The sequence below is a fragment of the Streptomyces sp. NPDC045021 genome, assembly GCF_056432645.1.
Genome location: NZ_JBWKIQ010000012.1, coordinates 141927 through 165416, shown reverse-complemented (window position 1 = coordinate 165416; position 23490 = coordinate 141927). Strand labels below are relative to the sequence as shown.

Here is a 23490-nt window from a genome sequence, read left to right as displayed (position 1 = left end):
CACCGGACCCAGCTATCCGCAAGCGGCTGAACGGGTGAAATTGCCCAAGGTTCAGTGCAGGTCCGCGCGCCGCGCGGTGACCCCGGTTGATGGCAGCGGTGAAGGCCGTCCGATCGAGTCGACCCGAGGTCGGCATCGCCGACGGGGCGGGTGCCTTCTGCGAAGCCACCGTCGCTGCCGCGATGCCGCCCGCGCTGGGGCCAGCCTCTACATCCGGTACATCCGGTACATCCAGCGGACCGGCGTCACGAATGTCCAGTTCCACGAGCCGACCTGTGACAGGCCGCCGCGGTCATCATCGTGCTGCGGAGCTGGTCTTCGGGACGTCATTCCTTCTACGTGACACTGCCGGCGAGTGGCTCGAACCAGAGCTGGAGTCGACGTTGGTGAGCCAGCCCACCCAACGCATCGGATCAACCGCCGACTGCCGGCGACCAACTCCGACGGTCGATGAGGATCGCGATGCGTTGTGGGGGTGCCCCTACGTGTTTGGTCAAGGTCGAAGGCCAGTAGTTTCGTGTGGTCGAGAGTGGAGCCGAACCGTGGAGGTGTGCATGTGTGATAGCCAGGTGACGATCAAGCTCACGAGTGACGAGGCACTGGTGCTGTCGCACTGGCTGGAGGAACTCCAGATGACGGATCTCAGTCGGGTTGTAGATGATCCGGCGGTCTGGGCGCCGATCCATCGGATCTCCGGAACGCTCGACAAGGCGCTTCCCGAACTGTTCGCATCCGATTATGACCAGCGGCTCGAGGCCGCTCGTCAGAGGCTTCGGCCGGAGGACTGAACGAGCGGTCTGGACTCCTCACCTGGCCGCGGCGGGCTGGGTTCGTAAAGGGTTCCGTCGCGGAGCATGGCGAACAGGACATCGGCCCGACGCCTGGTCAGGCAGAGCAGAGCCTGGGTGTGGTGCTTGCCTTGCGCGGTCTTCTTGTCGTAGTAGGCCCGAGATGCCGGGTCGGCCAGGGCAGCGAACGCGGAGAGGAAGAAAGCTCGTTTGAGTGCTTGTTTCCCTTCCGGGAAGGCTGTTCGCCGCGGATCGAGGAGCCCGAGCTCCGGGTGGCCGGGGCGAGACCCGCGTAGGCGGGGAGGTGGCCAGCGGTCGGGAATGTGCTGCCATCACCGACCTCGATCAGGATCCTGGCACCGGTCCTGACGCCGACTCCCGGCATCGACGTCAGGACCTTGGAAAGAGGGTGAGCCTCTAGGAGTTCCTCGATCCGCCCGGCCAGCAGCTTGCGCTGGTCGAGGACGGCCGTCAGCGAGGCGGCCAGGCTCGGGACGATCAGGGCGGCCGCCTCAGTGCCCGGGATCGTCACGGTCTGCTCGTCCAGGGCGGCGAAGATCTCCTCGGTCACGCTCGGCCATCTGGCGCGCCTTCGGCCGAAGCAGGGTGACCAGCCGCCGTCGGCCGGCCTTGCGTATCTGGGCCGGTGAGCCGAACCGTTCCAGCAGGGTGAGGACGGCCGGGTGATGCAACCGTGGTCCCAGCACCCGTTCCAGCGACGGATGGATCTGGGTCAGCAGGCCGTGGAGCCGGTTCGCGACCCTGGTCGCTTCGCCAGCCAGGTCGTCGTCGAACCCGACGACCATCTCTAGCTTGGCGATTGTCTCGTCCTTCGCCGTCGATCGCCCGCAGCGTGTGCGGCATCGCGCGGGCCGTATCGGCGATGATGAACGCGTCTTTCGCGTCCGTCTTGGCCTCACCGGATCTGCTACCGCCGTCTTGCCAGGCAGATGGCCCCACCAGTCGTACCATATCCCGTTGCAGTGAGCCGTTCTGCGGGATATTCATGGCCGCTATGGGGCGGCCGAGACAGATCATCGAGTGCGGGGACTTCGCCCTGCGACGCTGGCGGGGACAGGGCGATCTCGAGGCGGCGTTCAGGTTGATCGAGGAGTCTTTGGACCACCTACGCCCTTGGATGCCGTGGGCGGCACGTCACAGCCAGGAGAGCACCCGAGACTTCCTTGCGAGGTCCCATGCGAAGTGGGACCGCGGTGACGCGTACAACTACGCCATCGCCAAGAACGACACGCTCATCGGCATGTGCTCAACCCGCCGGGCGGCCGAACCTCAGGGCCGGATCATGGGGTACTGGCTGCACCCCGCCGCCACCGGCCAGGGAATCGCCACGAGAGCGACAGCGGCCATGATCACCGAGGCATTCTCACTACCGGACGTGGAGTACCTGGAAATCGCGCACGACCTGGCCAACACCTCCAGCGGCGCGATACCGCAACGGCTGGGCTTCACCGAAGTCAGGCGCGAACAGGTAACGCCGCCCGCAGCCCCCTCAGACAGCGGGATCGACGTGGTCTGGCGGCTGAACCGCCCACGTCACCCCTCAACGGCACTGCCAGCCCTGAATACCTGAACCGATCGAGCCCAACTCCCATCACTTCAGCACCAAACGAGGCGACCTCTTAGCATCACCGCTTGTCCGCCCGGGCGACGGCGCGGCCGAGGCGCGCTCGCCGGCGAGCTGCTCGGCGAAGGCGAGTTCGTCCCGCTCGACCCACACCTCCGCCAGTCGCTTGGCCAGCTGTTTCGAGTTCGTCCAGTTCCACGCGCCGCGGGTGATCCGTTCCAGCAATTCGGGATCCAGATGCACCGGATCGTAGAGGCTTGACGAGCCGCAGCGAGTAAGAACCGGACAGTTCAGCTCCCTGCTTCTGCTGTCGGCCGCTTGCGCAGGGCCCGATCGCTACGAAAGTCGATTGTGCCCGGGCGGGTCGTACGCCAGACGCCGCGCTTCGGCCGTGACCTCGGCATCGAGCTGGGCCAACGTCCTGTTTCCGTACTCGACGATGTCGTACTCGTCATCGAGCTCGGCAAGACGTTCGGCCAGGTGCAGTTGATGACCGAACCGGTGGTGGATACGCAAGGCAAGCTCTCGCGGCGTCACCTTGCCCGCCAGCAGTTGGTGCGCGAGCGCCCGCACGGCAGCTTCCTGCACGGCCTCGCCGTCGCGCGGGTAGAACACAAGGTCCAGCTCATCGAGTACGACGGGAAGCAGTTCGGGTACGTCGTACTCCGCCTCGGCGCGGGTGCATCCGGCCAGAATGCGGAGTGTGGAGCCGTCGAGTCCGGCAACGAGTGCTGCGCAGGCGGCCTCAACGACATCGTGCGCGCGGGCCTCGCCAATACTCCAGAGAACGGCGAGGTCCTGCAGGTCATTGGCGGCTGCTTCGATCGGTGACACCCACACATGATCCCTTGCACGAGATGATCCTGCTCTTGCACATTTCGACCTAGGCGCGACCGTGCTGACGAACGATCTTCCCCGCGGACTCCCGCCGACGAGCAGCACGAGTACCCCAAGCACCGGTCACACCAGCCCTGCAGCCCAGAACCGGGCCAGGTCGAGAGGGGCATCGCTGTAGACGTCAGGTCGAGCTCGCCGCGGGTCAGGACTTGGAGGTTGTCCCAGTGGGTGTTGGTGAGGTAGGCGGCGACCCTGCGGATCTTGACTCCGCCGAACTGCAACTCAACGGTCAGCGGCTGGCCGCTGGTCACCGGGGTGGTGGGCCACTCGTTGCCGTACTCGTCCCGGATCCCGTCGAGCTTGGAAGCGAAGGGGTTGCTCGCGCTCGCCAGCTGTCCGTCTTGGGGAGACTCACGGTTGACGATGTCACTCGGCGCATCTCGGTCGCTGACTCCTCCGCTCTTCTCCGCGATGAACTTGCCGCCCGCACGCTGCTGACCTGGCTCGGCATGAGGTACCTCGCCTGCCGCGACTCCGGATTGATGAACGTCCGACCCTGACCCTCATAGATCTCCATGACGTCTCCTTCAGCAGATGCCATCCGACCTGCCGAGCAACCGTTCTTACAGGCCAGGTCGCCGCTCTTCCTGACGGACGGTAGCGATCAGACAACACACCGCACACCGCGATATGCGGATCTCGGCCAGACGGCAGCAGTCCCAGGCCGGAAACCGGCCCACCCGCACGCCACACACAAGTCGGACCAGGCAGCGCATCGGCGCTCGGCGGCCGCCCCGATGGCATGGAGGTTGTGTTCTTCGCCTCTGCTCGCCTCGCGCGCAGTCACGTGCTGTGGCTGAGCGCGACGCTTCGCCAGTGCGGCAACTCTGCGCTCCTTCGCCAACCGTCCAGCCCGGCCACAGCTGTGACCGTTCGCGGTTGTTGGCGATTGAGGCGGGGTGGCTTCGCTGCTCGCGCGGTTTCTGTTCACGCGGGTTGGCGGGTCTTGTTCGCGATAGCTGGCGGAGGAAGGGGCTTCTTGGGTCACGGAAAGTGTTTGGTCACGGAAAGTGTTGGATGCTCTTCCAGGGTGACCAAGGGCGATCAAGCCATGAGGCCGTATCCGTCCGGCCCGCTCGCACACATCGGCCTGACTTGTGACGGCGCGGCCACGTTGGATCGATCGGCCCCGCAGCACGATCAGGACGAGCTCGGCCACCCAGCTGGCGGCCCGTGCCACTCATCCCGCCAGCTCCGCCAGCCACGGATGCCCGGGATGCACGAGCTCCAGCCACCCACTAAGGACTTCCCGCCGCGCTCGGCCGAGCAGCGGCAGCACCCCGTGGAAGTCCGCCTGATCCTTGGGTCGTGGCGCCTGTGCTTTAAACAGCAGTACCAACTCCGGTACCAGGTACGGAACCCCGTCCGCCGTTCGCTCAATGATCGCGCCGTACGGTAGCCGCAGCCTCTCGTCCCGCCGGCAGATCCACGTCTCGCTCTCGTGCGGCTCGCGGAAGACGTCAAACAGGAACTGACCGCTCGCCGGATCCCGCAGCCAGGTCTGGTGCGTGGCCGCTAGCTCCTCAGCTCCCGCCCCCGGCCAGACCCGTCCCGACCCCACCGCGTCAAACACGTACTCGGGGAAGCGGTGCCGAATCTCCGGGAATCCCGCCGCAGGCACCGCGATCTCCAGATCACCGTGCGGCCGCGACTGTTTCCCGCGGAATAGATCCAGCGCCCACCCCGCAGCGATGAACCAGGGCGCATCGACCCCATCCAACCGCTCCGCGACTTGTTCCGGACGCCAGGCGTCCGCCCAGCGGGCCTCCAGTTCGTCCACATCGAGCACAGCGCCGCCCGGCGGCAGGGATTCGGTCATCGGCACAACTTACTGCCGCAACCTGACCCGGGTACGGCCTTTTGTAGGCACCGGAGCCAGGCCCACTACCACGACGGATACGACTTCGTTGCTTGATGGGTGCAGATCTTTTGAGGGTGTCTGGCGCGAGCGTGACCTGCGGGTTCTTGACGCACCACGGCTACACCACGTCAGTGGCGCCGGGCCATACGGTGCCGACACAGCCGAATGAGTGCCGGGGAGACAGGCGGGCCGGTCGGCCGCGACGGCTCCGGCGCAGCGATGGACTCAATCCGTACAAAATCGCAGGTGGATCAAACCCTCAAAGGATCTGCACCCCTGTACACCAACCGGTGATCGAGATGCGGCCGGAGCCCGCGGCAGTGCGGCTCCCTGGCTGCCTCAGGCCCTGGCTGGCCTCGTGCCTGTGGCACCGCCCGTGGCGCCCCGCTGTATATCGCGTTGAGCGCCGGGCTTGAGCGGGTGCTTAGGGGTGAAGCCGTGGATGCCGAGGTAGGCATGCTGAGCTACCGTGTCATTCCCTATGAACGAGACCGGTGTAACCGATGACGATGAGGGTTGTCAGCATGTAGCCCAGACCGGTGGCAATCCACACGCCGCTGACGTACAGCCAGCCATACGAGGTGGCTCCGTTGGGACGCCAGTTCTCCACCTGGCGCACATTTATGACAGGAACGAGCAGATCGGCGGCGTAAGCCGCCGGGTAGAAGCATGCATAGTCCTTGGTGCACTTCGACGCGGTAGGCGCAGGCGACAGCCTCGCGGTGTCCTTTGCGGGGACGATTGCGGTGTCGTAGTGCTGGGCCACCAACGAACCAAGAAGCACGAGAACGTAGACAGCAGCAAGCCCGGCAACCGCGCGCCATGTCTCGTAGCCGTACTTGATGGTTTTGTCCATCAGCCAGTTGAAGACCCGGCGGAGTAGGGTGAGGTCGCCGTACTTCCGCAAGTCTTGGCGACGGGCGATGGCGATATCGCGGGCATCATTGTCCTGCCCGGTCTGCCGGTAAACACGGGAAAGCTGCTCGTAGGGCTGGGAGGCGAAGCTCGCTGGCTTCAGTTGGCTGGCCGTCTCGTGGTTGCAGCGAATCCATTCCAGGCGCTGCTTCCCGCTTGCCGCAGAGGGGCCACCGAAGGTCTCATATGTGAAAGCAACCAGGCGCAGTTTTCCACGTGGTGGCCAGTGGGCGTTGGGGTGATCACCGTCCCAACAGTCCACAAGTCGGTGCACCGAGGCCCGTTCCAGATCGACCAGACCGGTCACCTGCGTTGCTGGCTTCCACCGAAATTCGTGGCTGACGTGCATCCCGGGGGCCACCAACGCATTCGCAGCGCTTAGTTCAGCGGGTTCTAGTAGGATGTGGCCATTAATTCTTGCCCCAGAGAGTTTCACGGTGCCCAGGGCTTTGAAGCCGTCATTGAATAGAACATGCCCACCGACAGTGATTCCGTCGGCAACGAGAGAATAGCTCTCAGCGTCCATGCCCGTGATCTCGGCGCGGGAACAGACTAGTTGACCGGTGATGTCAGCATCCTGAAGCCGCACCGCACCGGCAGCTTTGAACCCTCCGTGGAGGAAGACGTCGCCCCCGACCTTGATCCCGTCGGCTTCCAGAGCGTTGCCTTTGGTAGTGGATCCCGTGAGCTGGGCGCCGGAGAGGCTCAACTGCCCATCGATCACCGCGCCGTTCAAATGGACGGCGCCGCCGGCCTTGAAGTTCTCGTTGAGCAGTAGGTGACCGCGCACGTGGACGAGTTCGGCGACAAGTGCGCAATGCTCGGCATCCGTACCGTTGAGCTGGGCGCTAGAGCAGTTAAATTGGCCGGCGATGTCCGCGCCAGTAAACCGGACTGCGCCTGCCGCCGTGAAGTCTTTGTGGAGGAAGACGTCGCTGCCAACCTTCACACCCTCCGCGACGAGAGTGTTCCGGTCGATGTCTACACCCATCTGGGCACCAGAGCAGTTTAACTGCCCCCCGATAACTGCACCTCGCAGATTCACACCGCCGGTCGATGTGAAGTCATCATCGAGGAGGACATCGCCACCTACCGTCATCAGTTCGGCAAACAGCGCGTTCCCGCGGTCGTCAGTAGCCCGGACATCGGCCCCAGAGCAGGTCAGTCGACCGGCAATGCGCGCACCGCAAAGCCGCACAACGCCGGTGAGAAACCATGATCCAGAAAGATCGAATGATGTCGTGACGACGAGCATGTCGCCGGTAAGCCCCGCCAGGTTGCACCGGACAAAGCTCAGTTGAGAAGCAGTGGCGAACTTAAGATTGAGTGGTTCGGAGCAGCCCAGATAGCAGTCTTCCAGGACCAGGGGACAACGAAGGATGGCGGACTCGAGGTCGAGAGAGCCGTCGATGCGTGCCCCACGCAGCCGCACACCCTTAGCGTGTACAGGCTCTTGCTGTACGTTGACCAACAGGTCCCGCAGCACCGCTGCAGACACGGTTCGCTCAGGCCCCCAGGTATGCATGTCTCGCCTGTCCACCGCATTCCCCGGCTCGAGGTCGAACATCTCCCCGGACGCCGCGTGCCTACGCAGTTCTTCTTCCAGCGACGACCCTGAGACCCCATCATCGCCGCCGGGTGGGTTTTGCGTCATGAGCTGACGGTATGTCCAAGATGCCTGAGTCGCGAGTGGGATCCCGCATCGCCCACGTACTGCCCTCTGAGTGCACCAAGGCCACTGCTGTCGGAGAGGCGCGCTCTGCGTCCACCTGCGATTTTGTACGGATTGAGTCCATCGCTGCGCCGGAGCCGTCGCGGCCGACCGGCCCGCCTGTCTCCCCGGCACTCATTCGGCTGTGTCGGCACCGTATGGCCCGGCGCCACTGACGTGGTGTAGCCGTGGTGCGTCAAGAACCCGCAGGTCACGCTCGCGCCAGACACCCTCAAAAGACTTGCACCCTTGCTTGATCGCCTTGGTCACTCTGGAAGAGCCGCACCCGAAAGTGTTTGGCAGGGTTGCCTTCCTTGGCTGCGAGCCCGGTTGCGTACTCATCCAGGCGTGCTCCGAGGGACCGGACGTAGGGGTCCCGCCGGGCAAGGAGCCTCGTCATCGTCTCGCCCACTGGACTTCGACGGGCGAGCGCTGCTGCGGCGCCGACCGTGAGCGGGTCGATGGTGGGGGCGAGACGCCACTCACTGCCGGTCAGTTTCGACCAAACGAGTGCAGACGCGCACTCCTCCAGCCGGCTCCGAGTCTCGCTGAGGCCTCGGTGGGGCTTCGCCCCAGGCAGACCGCTGATCAGGTCCGCCCAGTCTTCGCGGGGCAGAGACCAGGACGCGAACCGCTCGCGAAGTTGCTTGTAGTCGACCGGATCAGGGGCCTGGCTGATATGCGAGGCGAGAGCTTCAAAGGCCCTGGTCAGATTGAAGGGGCCGGTGCGGAGATCCATGTTCAGCGGGGGCAGTTGTTGGCGTGGCTGGCCGTTGAACCAGGCGCCGGGGATCTGCAGGAAGCCGGCCGCTTCGGCCATCGACTGGCCGGTGGCGATTTGGACGAGTTGGACCGCGGCGATGCGGCGGAGCTTGAGACTTCGTGGGAGGGAGCGAGGAGTGGAGGCTTCGCGGAGGACGGCGAACCACTCCTCGGGCAGGTCTTGCGGAATGTGTTCTGGAAGGTAGCCGCGTGGCCGGGGAGCAATGACCGGCTCGTCGCCGGTAGGCATCCGTGGCTGCTGGGATTGGAATGCCTGCTTGATCTCGTATTCGATGATCGGCGAGTGCTTGCGGGACAGTAGGTTCCAGGTCCTGCCCCAGGCCGGATCCAGATTTGAGGGAGCGTGTTTGGCCAGGTCCTGGAGTTCTTTCCGCAGCTCTCGCAGGGGCAGTTTCAGCAGCTGGGTGGCGATGCTCAGCACCGCTGCCGTTGCTGGGGCAGAGGGCGGGGCGGAGTCCCAGCGGTGCTGGCCGGTCCTGCTGTCGGGCCCGAGCTGGGCCGGATGGCGAAGGTCCGTGGAGAGTGCCCTGGCCACGGCTGGCGAGAGGTCGCCGCGCCGGCTGTGGGGCCAGGTCGCGCAGATGATCGCTGACAGGTGACGCAGGTCTGACAGTCGGCCCAGGCTTCGGCTCGGATCGGTGGTGTCTTCCAGGAGAGCGAGAAGTTCGGGCTGGAGTCGTTCCAGCTCGGGCGGGAGTTCGATGCGGGGCGGGTCGAAGGAGTCCAGTCGGTGCTGGCAGACCGGGGCGTGGCGCGCTTCGATGGTCTTGCTTCTGCACTGGGCCGGGTGGAGTCCGGAGGTGCCGGGGCTGGCGATGAGCCGCGTGTTGATGCGGCGGTCGAGGCTGTCGCCGCGCTGGCGGCAGGCCGGGCAGCCGTGCTGCAGGAAGACCCGATGTTCCAGGCAGGCGAACACGATCGGCAGGTGCCATTGGAGTTTCCAGGCGCCGCCGTGTCGGCGTTGGATCCCGCTGCCGTCTCCGGCCAGGCACTTTGGGCAGTGGCGCGGGTTGGCGAACAGCAGCCACGTTGGCGGGATGAACCGTTGCCGCGGGTTCTGGCCGGGGTGGGCTATGGCCTCAGCGGTGGATGGGAGGGTGGCGAAGTAGGGCCGGAGGGTGAGCTGGTCGACGGTCTCGGGGTCCAGGCGAGTGGCGGCGGCGAATCTCTGCTGTTCGTTGGGGTCGAGCATGAGTAACAGCCGTTTCGGGGCGATACCGATAGATCGCCTGCCCGGAGTCAGGCCGGTGCGCCAGAGGATGTGGCCCGGTGCTTGGCCCAGGCGATGAGAAAGCCGCAGGATCAGCCCGTGCAGGCTCTCGCCGGGCAGTGGGATCAGGCTCCTGGGCAGCGGTTCGATCGGGGACATCGCTCAACTTGCGGCTTCATCGGAGTGCTGCGGACCGTGGTCGTCGAAGACTGTGTTCCTGCCGGCCTTGCGGGGCCTCGTCCGGTTGGTCGTCGGCCTGGGGGCTTCGGGTTCACCGGTGTCGTCCGGGGCTTGGCCGATCCCGTGGGCGGGATTCTCACGGCCGATGATGATCCCCTCGAGGAGTGCCTCGTCGATCTTCTCCTTGCCGCTCTGCATGGCTGCGATGGCGGCGTCCCTGACCAGGCGGCCGAGGATGCCGACGACGCCCCCGCATCGGCCGTAGAGGTACTCGGGCATGCTGCCTGAGGTGAGCATGCCGGGTTTGGCCTTCATCAGCCGCAAGTGGTCCTCGATCCCCTTGAGGTGGTTGACGAAGTGCTGCATTTCTGCGGGGGTTCCGTAGGGGAAGCGGTCCAGTTCGACCAGGTCGAAGCGGCGCTCGGTCTGGGTGACCTCCAGTCCGTGGACGCGGTGGGTCTCCAGCGGCGGAAGGACCCACTGCTTGGTCTTGCGGTCGTAGGTAGCCTCGCGCAGCAGGCCGGTGCCGGGGATGTTGACGCCAGACAGGATCAGGGTGATCCCGCAGCCCATCAGGGCCCGGATCATGTCCAGGACGTCCTGGTCGTCCGAGCGGTGCATGCGGAGCCGGTTGATGTCGTCCAGGATCAGGACCATGACGCCGTGGTCCCTCAACGAGTCGGCGACCTGCCGCAGCAGTTGTGGCAGCGTCATCTTGCGGATGTCGGGGCCGAAGAAGTTCAGGATCGACTCGCAGAGGCTCTTGGGGGTCGCGGTGACCGGCGTCGAGACGTAGGCGACGGGCGCGTGCAGATCCCAGGTGCCCTCGACTGACGCGGGATCGAGGTGGCCGTGCAGGTCCAGCCAGTAGTCCTCAAACGCGGCGGCCAGCGCGCAGACGGCGGCGGTCTTGCCGTGGTTTCCAAAGCCGCTGACCATGACCCCGGGCAGGGTGGCGTCGTCCTGGATGAACGGGTTGCTCAGCAGACGCCGGTCGATCACTTCGTTGACCTTGGTCAGCATCGGTGTCTGCTGGAGCGGCAGGTTCACGTTCGTCACCTGCCGGTAGAGGTCGTAGTCAGACCCGCGATCCAGGGGGATCGCCCTCAACTGGGCCGCTGTCAGCATCGGCGCGGGCACCAGCAGGCCGCGGGTGAGGCGGTAGTGCTCCCAGCCGGCGAACGTGTTGCGGTGCGGGTGCTTGCGCAGGATGAGCTCGGCGATCCGGCTCCGCGACGGCAGGCCAGCCAAAGGGTCCTTGCTCATCCGTGCTCCTCCGACCTGTCATCGCCGTCCCCGTTGGGCCTGTCTGGCAGCAGCAACAGGCGGCGGTGCCGCAGGGAGTCCACCAGCAGCGGCGGCGCGACGGGCTCGCCAAGCTGGGCTGCCTCCCGCCGCTGGCGCCGGGAGGCGTCGACGGCCTTCGCGACCGTCCGGGACTGCTCGCTCCAGGCCGCGGGCTCGGCGGCCCGATGCCCGGCCCGGTCTGCGGCGGCGGCCTGCGCGCGGCTGCTTTCGCGCGACCGCGCGGCGCGCTCCCGCTTCTGCGGCTGTGTCGGCCACTGGGAGACCGGTGTCGCGGAATTGAGGATCTGCAGCAGCACCGGCAGCAGGTCCTTGTCCGAGCGCGGCCCGAGCTTGTGCTCCTTGACATAGGCCAGCAGATTCGCGGCAGTCGTGTCCGAGAAGGCCGGGATCTCGCCCTCGGGCGGCAGACCGTTCCAGCGCAGGACATGCCAGGTGTCGTGGACGACGGGATCTTGGAAGAAGACCTGGCGCCGGTCCCTTCGGTCACTGCGGACCACCCACTTGCCCGCGTGTTTTCCGCCTCGGTCGGACGGGAGCTGGTAACGGGGCTCGTCGAGTACGTCTGCGTGATACCAGAGTCCGAGGATCTTGACCCCGCGACGCGGATGGATCTTCACGTGATGCTTGCGCAGGACCTTGTAGTAGAGCTCCGGCTCGGGGATCTGCAGGGAGAAGCCGCCCTGGAGCATCGACGCGGCGAACAGCGAGTTGGGACTGTGGTCCTCACCCGGCCCCCAGGCCGGCGCGTACTCTCCGAGTTTGCGGTTTTGCCAGATCTGGACGATCCAGCTCGCGATCAGGTGTTCCATCCTGGCCAGGGTGAAGACCGCATCGCCTTCCGGGTCTGCCCCGCGGTCGGCGACGTCGGTTCCGGTGAACCCGAGCAGGTGCTCGAACAGCAGCGTCTTGATCGAGGAGAAGGCGCGCTCGACGGCGAATTTGTCGCTGGCGCGAAGGGTGCGGGCGGGCAGGATGTTGCAGCCCAGCGCGCGTTCCGCGTCCACCAGGTCGTGGTTTTTGTAGGGGCTTCCGTGGTCGGTGGTCACGGTCTCCGGCGCGAAGAACGGCAGGGCCGCAACCCCACAGCCGGTGAACTCGGCGATGATGTCGGCCGGGACCCCGGGGTAGGGCCATTGCATCTCCTCGCCCCAGCCCTCACGCATGGGCAGGGGCAGCATCACGTCCCGCAGCAGCATCGCGACGTCCACCGAGGTGTCCGACTGCAGCGTCAGACGAAAGGCCGGCAAGGAGTGCGAATAGAGGTCCAAAGCCAGGGTCAGCGTCGCAGTGACCGCGTCCCCGAATACCGTTTCGCGTAGTTTCACCGGTATCGGAGTCGAGTCGAGGGCCAGCACCTGGCCCGGCCGGTGCACCACCACCCGCCCGGCGACGCCGGCCTCCTCAGCCTCATCCGCGGACCGCTCATAGCGCTGCCTGCCGCCTCCGGGACCGAACCACTCGTGCCAGACCCGCCACAAAGTCGGCCGCGACGGGATCTTCTCGGTCGGGAACTGCGGGAACTTCTCCTTCATGTACTGGTGCAGAAGGCGATGCTTGGCCGCCATGCCGATGCGGGCGCGGTCCTTGCACTCCTTCTTCACCGCGAAGATCGCCTCGCGGACCTCTTCGGTGATGCTTCGGTGGCCGCCGCTCCGGCGGGTCCACCGTCCGTCCGCGCAGGCCAACAGCAAGCTCTCGCCGGTCGCGGTTGACAAGCGCTCCAGCGTCCGCAGGCTCATGAAGCGCAGTCCCAGCATGTCCGCCTCCTGCGGAGGCATCGCCTTCAACTCGGCGACCTTCACAAGCCGGCGCTCGGTCAGATTCGTCCGGTCGGGGTCATAGGCTGGCCTCGGCTCGCCGGGCTGAGCCCGCGAGGGGTGGCCGCCGCGGAATCCCGTCATTGCTTCCAGGACGTGTTCAGCCCTGATCTGGGCGCGACTGTGTTGTTCCAGGGTGAGATCGGCCACGGCGCGAGGTTGGGTGCCGTGCCCTGAACCGACTGCCTTCACCTCCTTCGCCATCCGGGCGTCGGGATGATTGATCAGCCAGCGGATCGAGCGCGACTTGACCTGTCCGTCAGCATGGGACAGGACGAAGCGTCCGAGCTGTGGCTCGACCGACTCGACGGTCCACTCCACTGCGTTCAGCAGGATCCGGCAGCCTGGCGCCAGGCCCAGGAGCCCCCGTCCGGCCCCCACTACCCGCACTCCAGCGTGGCAGAGCCTGGCCAGACCAGCGAACGGTCTCCCAGCGGACAACCTAGGTCAGTCGCGAGCCGGCGATGCCAGAGCATGTGCGTGACGTGCGCGCGAGCCACCACCGGAAGGCTGGTCGACGCCGCCAGTTCCGCGAACGTCACCGGACCCGAGCCGATCACCCCCTCCACCTGCTGCTGCAGCCCGAGGGGGTCCTTCAAGGGTCGGCGCTGGGACGACAGATGATCCAGAACGCTGTGGACATGAGGGCGCCACTCGGTAACGACTGAGTAGTGCCAGCCGCAGGCTGCCGCCGCCTCCCTGGCGGCCGCGAACTTCAGCGCGTCAGATTCCTTGATCAGATTCCCCGGGCGGACGTCGAACAGCCACAGGCTGCCGTCGGGCAGTACCGCCAGGAAGTCCGGGATGTGCTGGCTGCGGCCCTGCCTATGCTCGAAGTCCAGGCAGAACGGCTGCGGCAGCACGTCCGATACCCCCAGGAAGTCCAACGCGAGCAGCAGCCTCTGTTCCTCCAGGGACTCGAACCCGTGATGCCGCCCCGTGCAGACCATGAACTGCAGCCCCGGACGGTGCCCCTGCCGAGCCCGCCACGTGAACTGCCGCACCGGCTGCGACGAAGACACCGGCACGGACCCCATGTCACGGACCGGCCATGACACCTCACCCTCACCAACCAGCCACGTCCCACTCCACCGGCGCGGCCACCCATCCCCGAGCACCAGCCGGTCACGAATGCAACCTTCGTCATAGGCCGCGATCAACTGCTCCAGCCCGCATGAGTCCGATCGGATCTTCGCCTTCATCACTCCGCGCATGGGTCAACAGGAGCACCGCCGTACCCGACGCTGGTGCAGATCACCACATCTGCTCGTTACTCAGCGCGACGTGATCGCTTGCGGCAAGAACTCGCCAACTTCGATGAACAACCGCCAACAAGCCTGGACGGTCACAACAGCCACCTCGACGCGAAAGCGACGACGGAGAGTATCAATCGAACGAATGTACGGGCCGGGGGTTATGGTGGAGATGCGACGGAGTGCATCCGGTGGGGAGGGCGTGTGGGTGAGGACTGGAGGTGCGGATGTCGTCGTTTACGCACCTCCACGCCATGTCGGGCTATTCGGCCCGCTACGGGGCCGCGCACGTCGATCACCTCGTGCGCCGGGCGGCGGAGCGCGGCATGAGTGCCTTGGCGCTCACTGACCGTGACAATGTGACCGGCGCCGTACGCTTCGCCAAGGCCTGCGACACCCACGGCATCCGCCCGATCTTCGGCGTCGACATCGCCGTCGCACCCCAGCACGAGGCCCCCACCGAGGCACGGCTTCGTAGTCGGACCCCCGTGCGCGGTGGTGCCCACGTAGTGGAGGCGCCCTTGCGGGTGACGCTGCTGGCGCAGCACGTCGACGGGTGGGCGCGCCTGTGCCGTCTGATCTCCACCGCGTACGCCGAGACGGTCGAGGGCTTGCCGGTGGTGTCCTGGTCGGCTCTGGCCCAGTACGCGGGGGAGGGGCTGACGGTTGTGCTGGGCCCGGTCTCCGAACCTGTCCGAGCCCTGACCGCAGGCCGTGAGGACCTGGCCGAGCAGCTCCTCGCCCCGTGGCGGGACCTGGCCGGTGACAACCTGCGAATGGAAGTGGTGTGGTTCGGTCTGCAGGGCACCGGTCCCGGTTCTCTGCGGTTGGCCGGCCGCACCCTGGCCCTGGCCGACCGGCTCACCATTCCTACCGTGCTCACCAACGCCGTCCGCTACGCCGACCGCGACCAGCACCGGCTCGCCGACGTCCTGGACGCCGCCCGCCTGCTGCGCCCCATCGACCGCCGGCACCTCGACACCGGGGAGCGCTGGCTGAAAGACACCGCATCGATGACCGCGGCCGCCGACCGCATCGCCGAAGCCGCGGGCGCCGGGCCGCAGCGTGCGCAGCGGCTGATGGCGGAGACCGCCCGCACGGCGGCGCAGTGCCGGGTCGATCCGGTGGCTGATCTGGGGCTGGGCACCCCGCACTTTCCCGAGCCGGCCGTGGTGGGCGCCGGGGCGGGCCCGGGGGAGGCGGCGGCGTTGCTGCGGGAGCGGTGTGAGGCGGGCATGGTCCGGCGCGGCCTGGACCGTGACCCGGCCGCGGTGCAGAGGCTTGAGGAGGAGCTCGCGGTCATCGCGGGCTTGCAGTACGACACGTACTTCCTGACCGTGGCGGCCGTGGTGGCCGATGTGCGGGAGATGGGCATTCGGGTGGCCGCACGTGGTTCGGGGGCCGGGTCGATGGTCAACCACGCCCTGTACATCGCTACGGCCAACCCGCTGGAACACCACCTGCTGTTCGAACGATTCCTCAACCCCCGACGTACCTCGCTGCCGGATATCGACATCGATGTGGAGTCCGCCCGCCGCCTGGATGTCTACGACCGCATCATCGAACGCTTCGGCACCGACCGCGTCGCGGTCACCGGCATGCCCGAGACCTACCGGGCCCGCCACGCGCTCCGCGACACCGGGATGGCTCTGGGTATCGCCCCGCACGTGGTGGATCGCATCGCGAAGTCCTTTCCGCACATCCGGGCCTGCGACATCACCTCAGCGATGGCCGAGCTGCCAGAACTGCGGGAATTGGCCGCGGTGGCGGGCCAGTTCGGGCCGCTGTGGGAGCTCGCCGAGGGCCTGGACGCGCTGCCGCGGGGGATGGCGATGCACCCGTGCGGCGTCATCGTCAGCAACGCCACCCTCCTGAACCGACTCCCCGTGCAACCCACCCCGGGCGGCTACCCGATGGTGCAGGCCGACAAGGAGGACGTCGAAGACCTCGGCCTGATCAAACTGGATGTGTTGGGGGTGCGGATGCAGTCCGCGATGGCGCACGCCGTCACCGAGATCCAACGCACCACCGGCCAACACATCGACCTCGATGACAACCAGCAGGTGCCGCTGGATGACTTCTTTGCGTTCAAGCTGATCCAGGCCTCCGACACCATCGGTCTGTTCCAGCTGGAGAGCCCCGGCCAGCAAGATCTTCTGGCCCGGCTGCAGCCCCGTGACCCGCAGGACGTCATCGCCGACATCAGCCTCTTCCGTCCGGGCCCGGTGGCCGGCGGCATGCCCGCCCAGTACATCGCCGCACGCCATGGCGCCGCTCCCCAATACCCGCACCCAGACCTCGAGCCGGTGCTCGCCGACACGTATGGGGTGACGATCTGGCACGAGCAGATCATCGACATGCTCGCGATCCTCACCGGCTGCGACCGCTCCCTGGCGGAGGTCGCACGCCGCGCCCTGGGCGACAAGAGCCGGCTGCCGAAACTTCGCGATTGGTTCCTGCGGGAGGCCGGAGCCCGCGGGTACACCCCGGCGGTGCTGGACGAGGTGTGGGAGATCATCGAGTCGTTCGGCGCCTACGGGTTCTGCCGCGCCCACGCCGTCGCCTTCGCGGTGCCGGCGCTGCAGTCCGCGTGGCTCAAGGCGCATCATCCGGCCGCCCTGTACGCCGGGCTGCTGGAGCACGACCCGGGGATGTGGCCGAAGCGGGTGATCGTCGCGGATGCCCGCCGCCACAACGTTCCTGTCCTCGGCGTCGACGTCAACCACTCCGGGGCCACCCACACCGTGGAGAAGACCGACAACGACATCTGGGGTGTGCGGCTGGCGTTCTCCGCGGTCAAGGGCATCAGTGACGATCAGGTGGCCCGGCTGGTGTCTGCCCAGCCCTATGCCTCGCTGCAGGACCTGTGGCAGCGCGCCCGCCCGGCACGGCCGACCGCGGAACGCCTCGCGGAAGTCGGCGCCCTGGACACCCTGCGCGGGTCGCTGACCCGCCGGGATCTGCTCCTGCAGATCGCCGAGCTCCACCGCCACGCCCGCGGCCACCAGGGCGACGGTCAGCTGCCGCTGCAGGACATCAGCACCAGCTCCACCCCCAGCGGCCTGCCCGAGATGACCGGCCGCGAAGCCCTCGGCGCGGAGCTGGAAACCCTCAGCATCGACGTCAGCCAGCACCTGATGGACTACCACCACCGGCTGCTGCGCGAAGTCGGCGCCACCGACGCCGCCCACCTGGGCGCCCTCGAATCCGGCCAGACCGTCCTCGTCGCCGGGGTACGCGCCTCGACCCAGACCCCACCCATCGCCTCCGGCAAGCGCATCATCTTCGTCACCCTCGAAGACGGCTCCGGACTCGTCGACCTGGCCTTCTTCGAAGACTCCCACCCCGCCTGCGCCCACACCATCTTCCACAGCGGCCTGCTCCTGGTCCGCGGCACCGTCCAACGCAGAGGACCGCGCCGCACCGTGGTCGGCACCCGCGTCTGGGACCTCGAAGCCCTCGCCGCCGCCCGCCGCGACCACGGCCCCGAAGCCGTCCTGCGCCTCCTGGGCGACACCACCCGACCCGAACCCACCCCCGCCCAGCCCCCGCAGCGCACCCTCGCCAACGGAACCAGCGGCGCCGCCCTGCACCCGTGGGCCGACCTGCAGCCCGCCGGCACCCGCTCCGCGAACCTCACCAAACTCGGCCACACCAGCCAGGGAAGCGCAGGCGGGTGACCCTCATGCAGCCAGTACAGCGCCACATCCTGCACGCGCACTTCCATGGCCGCACGCGTGACGACCCCGAGCTGTACCAACACCTCCTGGACCTCCTGCAGGACATCAGCCCTCGCGTGCAGGCCCTGGAACCCGACGGTGCACAGATGGATCTGACCGGTGCCCTGCGGTATTTCGACCGCAGCCCCCGCGACATTGCGGAACTGATCCGCCTACGGGTCGTGGCCCTGCACGGGGTTCAGGTGACGCTCGCCATCGCGGGCAATCGGCTGCTGGCCGGCATGGCCGCCGCCGTGACGCCGCCCGGCGACATCACCGTCATCAGCCACGATCCGCACGAGATCGCCATGTTCCTGCGCCCGCAACCCGTCAGTGCCCTGCCCGGCGTCGGGCCGGCCACCGCGAAGATATTGACCCGGCACGGTCTGCACCGCATCGCAGACCTCGCCGATGCGCCGCTGCTCACGACCCAGCGGCTGCTGGGAGCGACCACGGGCCGGGCCCTGTACGACCTCGCCCACGGCCGCGACCCCCGCCCCGTCACCCCACAACCGGTCGCCCGCTCCCTCACCGCCGACCACCACTTCGACCGCGACGAACTCGACCCCGACCAACACCGACACGTCCTCCTCCGCCTCAGTGACCAACTCGGCGCCCGCCTACGCTCCCAGGCCCAGATCGCCGGCGCCCTGTCCCTCACCGCCCGCTACGCCGACCGATCGACCACCACGAGAACCCGATCCCTACCTGAAGCCTCAGCCCATGGAGATGATCTTCGGGTGGCCGTGTACGGGCTGTACACCGCGCTCGGACTGCAGCGCGCCCGCGTGCGATCCCTCACCGTGCGCGCCGAGCAACTCCGCCCCGCCCACACCGCGACGCAGGAGATGAGCCTGGACCAGGTCCGGGAGAACCGCCTCGCCATCGAACCGGCCATCGACCGCGCCAACGCCCGCTTTGGCCCCGGCGCCGTACGCCCGGCCAGCCTGGCGCCCTCCCGGTATGGAGAGGGGTGACGCCTTGCGCGAAGCGTCACAACAACTCGGGTGCACGCTCCCGAACGGCATGCTCGGAATCCGGGTGAGCTGGGCAACCGGGCGCGGCAGCGCCGCGCAGTGCCGCATCGACTCGGCGGTTACTGGTCATGGTCGCCGTGACGACGGTCATGGTGAGGAGGAGGCCGGCGGCAGCGTAGAGCGGAGTGCGTAGGTCGTAGGTGGTGGCCAGCCAGCCGCCGAGGAAGGCGCCGAACGGGGCGGCGCACATGGCCAGCATGCGGGAGGTGGAGGCGACCCGGCCCATCAGGTGGCCGGGGACGATGGACTGCCGGAGGGAGGGCCCGAGCACCATGGTGGCGCCCATGCCGGCCCCGCAGACGGCGAGCGCGAGCCCGGCCACGTACGGGTTCGGGGCGGCGGCCAGCCCCAGGATGGCAAGTCCCTCGATCGCGGCCGTGCACGTCAGTGCGGTGCCGGTGCCGAGTCGTCGGCCGAGGAAAGTGGCGATGCCCGCGCCGAGCAGGCCTCCGGTGGCTTCCGCTGTGAGGAGCAGGCCGAAGCCGTAGGTGTCGATGCCGAGGCGGTCGTGCGCGAAGAGGGCGAGGACGGTCTCCACAGCGAGGAAGGCGATGTTCCCGAGCGCCGGGCGGAGCGCCAGCCCGAGCAGCAACCGGTCCCGGAAGACGTACGAGGCGCCGGCCCGCGCCTGCCGAAGCAGCGACTCGCGGACCTCCGGCACGGGCCGGGGCATGGCGGGCAGCGCGCGGACGAGCAGTGCGGAGAGCGCGAACGACACGGCGTCGGCGAGCAGCGGAATTGCCCGCCCGAGTGCGAGCAGCGCACTGCCTGCGGGCGGTCCCGCGAAGCCGGACGCGGCGGTCTGGCTGCCGCGCAGGCGGGAGTTGGCGCGCTCCAGGAGTGCGGGGTCGCGGCCGAGCAGATCCGGCAGATAGGCCGTGGCGGCCGTGTCGAAGAAGAGTCCGCCGAGGCCGAGCAGGAAGGCGACGGCCGCGAGCAGTGGAATGCTCAGCGCGTCGAGCGCGGCCGCGGCCGCGGGTATCGCGAGCAGCACCGCACGTGCCGTGTCCGCGACCCACATGGTGCGCCGGCGGTCCCAGCGGTCCACCAGCGCACCGCCGAGCACTCCGAAGAGCAGCCACGGCAGCGTTCCGGCGGCCGTGACGACCGCGAGCGCCATCGGGTCCTGCGTCAGCGTCAACGCGATCAGCGGCAGTGCGGCATGCGTCACCCCGTCACCGAGCGAGGAGATCGTCTGCGCGGTCCACAGCCGTCCGAACCCGGTCGGCAACGTCGGAACGTCTGAGGTCACTTGGCGCCCCCTTCGACCTGCTCGCGCGGTGTCGGGTGGAACAGTGCGAAGACGAGTGACGCGTCCGGCAGCGATGGATCGGACAGCTCCCGGTACTCGTCCGCCAGCGCCTCCAGCCGCGCCCCCAGCTGCGCGAACTGCTCCTCAGTGAGCCGCAGATGCGCCATCCGCACGTGCCGCTCCTGCACCGGCGACGCCTCCAGGTCCGCCACCGCATGGCGCATCAGCACATCCGGCCCTCCCTCGCCCGGATCCGGCAGCGCGATCGCCCGCGCGGCCATCGCGTAGTACCGCTCGGTGACACCCCGCACCTTCCGCGTCCGCACCACCTTCACCAGGCCGGCCCGCTCCAGCAGCCGCACGTGATAGCTGGAACTCCCCTTCGCGAGCCCCAGCCGCTCGGCGATCTGCGTGATCGTCGCCGGCTCGAAGCGGAGCACGGCCATGATCCGGTGGCGCGTGAGACTGGAGACGGCGCGTAGCTGCTCGTCCGTCGTGACGTGAAACGTCTCGGGAAGATCATCGGTAGGCATGAGCGCAATGGTCAAGGATTCTTGACCATTGCGCAAGGGAATGTGGCACCGAACATGACCGTGACCTCAATGCGGCTCGTGTGATCCTCGCCGCCGGACAGGCGGAGAGGCTAAACGCCCCCGGAGGGCCTGTCAGACCGGAAGCGGCAATCCCGCGCCCGGCAGGGCCCGTCGAACGGGGAACCCACCGGAAAGCCCAGCCGGTACTCACCGGCAGCCAACCGGGAATCTCCGCCCTTTAGGGCGGGGAGGATGTCAAGAAAAGCCGCCGGTGCGGCCGCAAGGGGGGAATGCGGTGACCGCACCGGCGGCTTCGTGCCGTCCGGCCCCACGGGGGGAGGGCCCGGACGGGGGATCGGGCCCCTACGCGGGGCGTTCGACGGCGAGCGCGGCGCCCGCGTGCACACGGTAGGAGCCGCCGTCGGTGAAGACCAGGACGATACGGGGTGCTGCGGGGCAGGAGAAGTCGTCGCGGACATTGTCGACCACGCGCTGTCGGCCGTCGAGGGTCACGACGTCGTTCTTCTTCACGGTGCACGCGGTGTGCGGCGCGGCGGCCACGGCGCCCTCACCTCCCCGGCGCCTGCAGAGCGTCGGCCGCGAGGTTGATGACCTCGGCGAGCCGGGACGCCAGTGACGCGCTGCAACCGCCCAAGGCGACATAACCGGTCCCATCGACCGGCATCCCGCTGTGCAGCGACGGCAAGACCAGGTCGACCCGGGCGAGCGCCGCCTTGAGGGCAGCTACGGCCGCATCTCCGGTCGCGCTCGCATGCTGGTCCCGCTTCGCGCGGGCGGCCTTGTCCTGGGCGGTGCGGGTAGTCATCGAATCTCCTTCGAGGATGTCAAGAGGCAGCTCTTTCGTGTGTGGCGGTGAGGGCGAGCAGGTGATGCGTGAGGCGGCGGACATCGACCAGGCGCAGTGGATCCGTGGTTCGAGGGGCGCTGATCCAGTGCGCCGAGACGCTGCGGTGGCCGGTGATGGGTATCAGCAGGTACCGGCCGGCGGACAGCACCCCAACGCCCGGGACCTCGGCGGAGGCCGGGCCGGTGCCTGGCGCGAGCATCACGTACAGCACATCCCGCAGCAGGTCGGCCAGGACCGGGTAGCCGCTGCGGGTGCGGACCCGCATCGCCACCAGCGCGTCCAGGCCGAGGGTGCATGGATCAATAGCTACCGCGTCCCACCGCCGGCCACACTCCGCCCAACCGGTGGCATCGGTGATCGGGATCGTTGAATCTGGCTCTGACCGCGTTTCCATGAATGATCTTGTCGCCGCCGTCACCGGCTCAGCAGCAGGTCCCGGACCGCGGCGGGCTGGGACAGGAACGGGTGGTGGCCGGCGTCGAGTGCGACGACGCTGCCGGCGGGGCGGGCGAACTCGCGCTGCAGGCGCGGCGGGGTACCGGTCCCGGGCGCAGACGAGGTACGTCGAGGGCACCTGCTGCCATGCGGCCGCCCCGACCGGCTGCCCGGTCACCTGCACGCCCTGCCGGGCGAGGTGGTCCGCCGCCTGACGCCCGCGGCGGCTTCCGCGGTGCCGATGCCCCCGTAGTTGTGGGCGACCACACGGTCGGCTCGTCGCTGTCCAGCAGCGCCTGCCGGTGATTTCCGGTGGTCGAGGCAGGAGAGCAGGGCCTCCTGTACGCGGCGGCGTCCCGCCACGGTGCGAAACCGCCGCCCATCCTCCGTTCCAGCCCTTGCCTAACCTATCGAAAATCGATAGATTCCCATCGCAACTCGATGGAGGGATGGGTCATGGGAAAGCTGGCAGTGGGTGCGCTGCGCGCCGTGCTCGTGGTGGTGCTCGCCGGCACCGTGCTGGTACAGGCGTTGATGGTGTGGACGCTGGTCAGCGGGAACGACCCGGAGGACGGGTCGGTCCCGCTGACCTCGCTGCGCGTGATCACGATCCTGGGGATGGTGTCGGCCCAGGTCGCCCTGGTCTGCGTATGGCGGCTGGTGGCGATGGTGCGACGCGGAACCGTGTTCTCCCACGCCGCCTTCCGGTACGTGGACGGCGTGATCGGCGCGATCGTGGCCGCTGCCCTCGTGTGGTTCGCAATCACGGCCGTCAATGCGCCGGGCCAGCGAGACGACCCGGGCGTCACCGTGATCATGGGCGGGATCGGCCTGGCCATCCTGGGGGTCGCGCTCATCGTGCTCGTGCTGCGAATGCTGCTCGCCCAGGCCGTGGTGCGCGAGGTCGAAGCGGCACAGATGCAGGCCGAGTTGGACGAGGTGATCTGATGGCGATCGCCGTCGACATCGACGTGATGCTGGCCAGGCGGAAGATGACCGTGGGCGAGCTCGCGGACCGCGTAGGGATCACTCCCGCCAACCTGGCGGTACTCAAGAACGGCCGCGCCAAGGCGGTACGCTTCGCGACGCTCGCCGCACTCTGCGAGGTGCTCAAGTGTCAGCCGGGCGACCTGCTGCGCTGGGAGGCCGAGGACGCCGCGGACGGATGACGTGCCCCAGGGCGGGCGTGAAAACGTTCGGCACCACAGGCCCGTGCCGCGGCATGTGGACCGCTTGACATCCTCACCCGCCCTCTAAAGGGCGAGGATTCCCGGCTGGTTGCCGGTGAGTACCGGCTGGGCCTTGCGGTGGGTTCCCCGTTCGACGGGCCCTGCCGGG

19 protein-coding genes and 2 pseudogenes are annotated in these 23490 nt (G+C 67.8%); 6 read left to right on the top strand and 15 right to left on the bottom strand.

Annotated elements, in window-relative coordinates; all coding sequences use genetic code 11:
- The first annotated feature begins 554 nt into the window (after positions 1 to 554).
- Positions 555 to 788 carry a hypothetical protein gene (locus tag AC07DC_RS31355; protein WP_478917995.1) on the top strand — a complete coding sequence of 78 codons (234 nt, stop codon included), beginning with the start codon at positions 555 to 557 and terminating at the stop codon, positions 786 to 788.
- Here the strand turns inward: AC07DC_RS31355 and AC07DC_RS31350 are convergent.
- Positions 764 to 1928: pseudogene (locus AC07DC_RS31350) on the bottom strand (IS110 family RNA-guided transposase). The gene AC07DC_RS31355 and the pseudogene AC07DC_RS31350 overlap by 25 nt on opposite strands.
- Between AC07DC_RS31350 and AC07DC_RS31345 the strand changes: the two are divergent.
- The gene (locus AC07DC_RS31345) at positions 1822 to 2379 is read left to right on the top strand and encodes a GNAT family N-acetyltransferase (RefSeq protein ID WP_478917994.1); all 558 of its coding nucleotides are present in this window, start codon (positions 1822 to 1824) and stop codon (positions 2377 to 2379) included. The pseudogene AC07DC_RS31350 and the gene AC07DC_RS31345 sit on opposite strands and share 107 nt — an antisense overlap.
- Positions 2380 to 2400: 21 nt before the next feature.
- Here the strand turns inward: AC07DC_RS31345 and AC07DC_RS31340 are convergent, their stop codons facing one another.
- From AC07DC_RS31340 to AC07DC_RS31300, 9 genes and pseudogenes are all read right to left on the bottom strand, one after another.
- On the bottom strand, positions 2401 to 2616 hold the full coding sequence (locus AC07DC_RS31340) for a hypothetical protein (RefSeq protein ID WP_478917862.1): 216 nt from the start codon (positions 2614 to 2616) through the stop codon (positions 2401 to 2403).
- A 93-nt stretch (positions 2617 to 2709) separates the two neighbouring features.
- The gene (locus tag AC07DC_RS31335) at positions 2710 to 3207 is read right to left on the bottom strand and encodes a hypothetical protein (protein WP_478917861.1); all 498 of its coding nucleotides are present in this window, start codon (positions 3205 to 3207) and stop codon (positions 2710 to 2712) included.
- A 191-nt stretch (positions 3208 to 3398) separates the two neighbouring features.
- A pseudogene (locus AC07DC_RS31330) lies at positions 3399 to 3635 on the bottom strand (lytic polysaccharide monooxygenase); the annotation flags it as partial.
- Between the two features lie 815 nt (positions 3636 to 4450).
- Positions 4451 to 5089 (bottom strand): nucleotidyltransferase domain-containing protein, encoded by a 639-nt coding sequence (locus tag AC07DC_RS31325; protein ID WP_478917860.1) that lies wholly within the window; start codon positions 5087 to 5089, stop codon positions 4451 to 4453.
- Between the two features lie 514 nt (positions 5090 to 5603).
- A complete protein-coding gene (locus AC07DC_RS31320) occupies positions 5604 to 7700 on the bottom strand; it encodes a hypothetical protein (RefSeq protein ID WP_478917859.1) in 2097 nt (698 codons plus the stop codon).
- Positions 7701 to 7989: 289 nt separating this feature from the next.
- Positions 7990 to 9909 carry a TniQ family protein gene (locus AC07DC_RS31315; RefSeq protein ID WP_478917858.1) on the bottom strand — a complete coding sequence of 640 codons (1920 nt, stop codon included), beginning with the start codon at positions 9907 to 9909 and terminating at the stop codon, positions 7990 to 7992.
- A 3-nt stretch (positions 9910 to 9912) separates the two neighbouring features.
- Positions 9913 to 11196 (bottom strand): AAA family ATPase, encoded by a 1284-nt coding sequence (locus AC07DC_RS31310; protein WP_478917857.1) that lies wholly within the window; start codon positions 11194 to 11196, stop codon positions 9913 to 9915.
- Complete coding sequence (locus AC07DC_RS31305) at positions 11193 to 13376, bottom strand: transposase (RefSeq protein WP_478917856.1); 2184 nt, start codon at positions 13374 to 13376, stop codon at positions 11193 to 11195. The genes AC07DC_RS31310 and AC07DC_RS31305 overlap by 4 nt, the downstream gene beginning before the upstream one ends.
- Positions 13377 to 13435: 59 nt before the next feature.
- Entirely contained in the window at positions 13436 to 14257 is an 822-nt protein-coding gene (locus tag AC07DC_RS31300; protein WP_478917855.1) for a TnsA-like heteromeric transposase endonuclease subunit, read from the bottom strand.
- A 278-nt stretch (positions 14258 to 14535) separates the two neighbouring features.
- Between AC07DC_RS31300 and AC07DC_RS31295 the strand changes: the two genes are divergently transcribed.
- Both AC07DC_RS31295 and AC07DC_RS31290 read left to right on the top strand, forming a co-directional pair.
- Positions 14536 to 17988, top strand: coding sequence for a DNA polymerase III subunit alpha (locus AC07DC_RS31295; RefSeq protein WP_478917854.1), 3453 nt, complete (start codon positions 14536 to 14538; stop codon positions 17986 to 17988).
- Positions 17989 to 17993: 5 nt separating this feature from the next.
- Positions 17994 to 19004: a DNA polymerase Y family protein gene (locus tag AC07DC_RS31290; RefSeq protein WP_478917853.1), complete on the top strand. Its 1011-nt coding sequence runs from the start codon at positions 17994 to 17996 to the stop codon at positions 19002 to 19004.
- A 16-nt stretch (positions 19005 to 19020) separates the two neighbouring features.
- On the opposite strand, the gene AC07DC_RS31285 is transcribed toward AC07DC_RS31290, so the two are convergent.
- The 5 genes from AC07DC_RS31285 to AC07DC_RS31265 form a co-directional block, all read right to left on the bottom strand.
- Complete coding sequence (locus AC07DC_RS31285) at positions 19021 to 20316, bottom strand: MFS transporter (RefSeq protein WP_478917852.1); 1296 nt, start codon at positions 20314 to 20316, stop codon at positions 19021 to 19023.
- On the bottom strand, positions 20313 to 20849 hold the full coding sequence (locus AC07DC_RS31280; protein WP_478917851.1) for an ArsR/SmtB family transcription factor: 537 nt from the start codon (positions 20847 to 20849) through the stop codon (positions 20313 to 20315). The genes AC07DC_RS31285 and AC07DC_RS31280 overlap by 4 nt, the downstream gene beginning before the upstream one ends.
- A gap of 363 nt (positions 20850 to 21212) precedes the next feature.
- Positions 21213 to 21410 (bottom strand): hypothetical protein, encoded by a 198-nt coding sequence (locus tag AC07DC_RS31275; protein WP_478917850.1) that lies wholly within the window; start codon positions 21408 to 21410, stop codon positions 21213 to 21215.
- Positions 21411 to 21417: 7 nt separating this feature from the next.
- Complete coding sequence (locus AC07DC_RS31270) at positions 21418 to 21675, bottom strand: hypothetical protein (RefSeq protein WP_478917849.1); 258 nt, start codon at positions 21673 to 21675, stop codon at positions 21418 to 21420.
- A 19-nt stretch (positions 21676 to 21694) separates the two neighbouring features.
- A complete protein-coding gene (locus AC07DC_RS31265; protein WP_478917848.1) occupies positions 21695 to 21988 on the bottom strand; it encodes a hypothetical protein in 294 nt (97 codons plus the stop codon).
- Between the two features lie 620 nt (positions 21989 to 22608).
- Here AC07DC_RS31265 and AC07DC_RS31260 point away from each other — a divergent pair.
- Together AC07DC_RS31260 and AC07DC_RS31255 are read left to right on the top strand one after the other, a co-directional pair.
- Entirely contained in the window at positions 22609 to 23100 is a 492-nt protein-coding gene (locus AC07DC_RS31260; protein ID WP_478917847.1) for a DUF2975 domain-containing protein, read from the top strand.
- Positions 23100 to 23321 (top strand): helix-turn-helix domain-containing protein, encoded by a 222-nt coding sequence (locus AC07DC_RS31255; RefSeq protein ID WP_478917846.1) that lies wholly within the window; start codon positions 23100 to 23102, stop codon positions 23319 to 23321. Before AC07DC_RS31260 ends, AC07DC_RS31255 begins: the two co-directional genes overlap by 1 nt.
- The last annotated feature ends 169 nt before the right edge of the window (positions 23322 to 23490 follow it).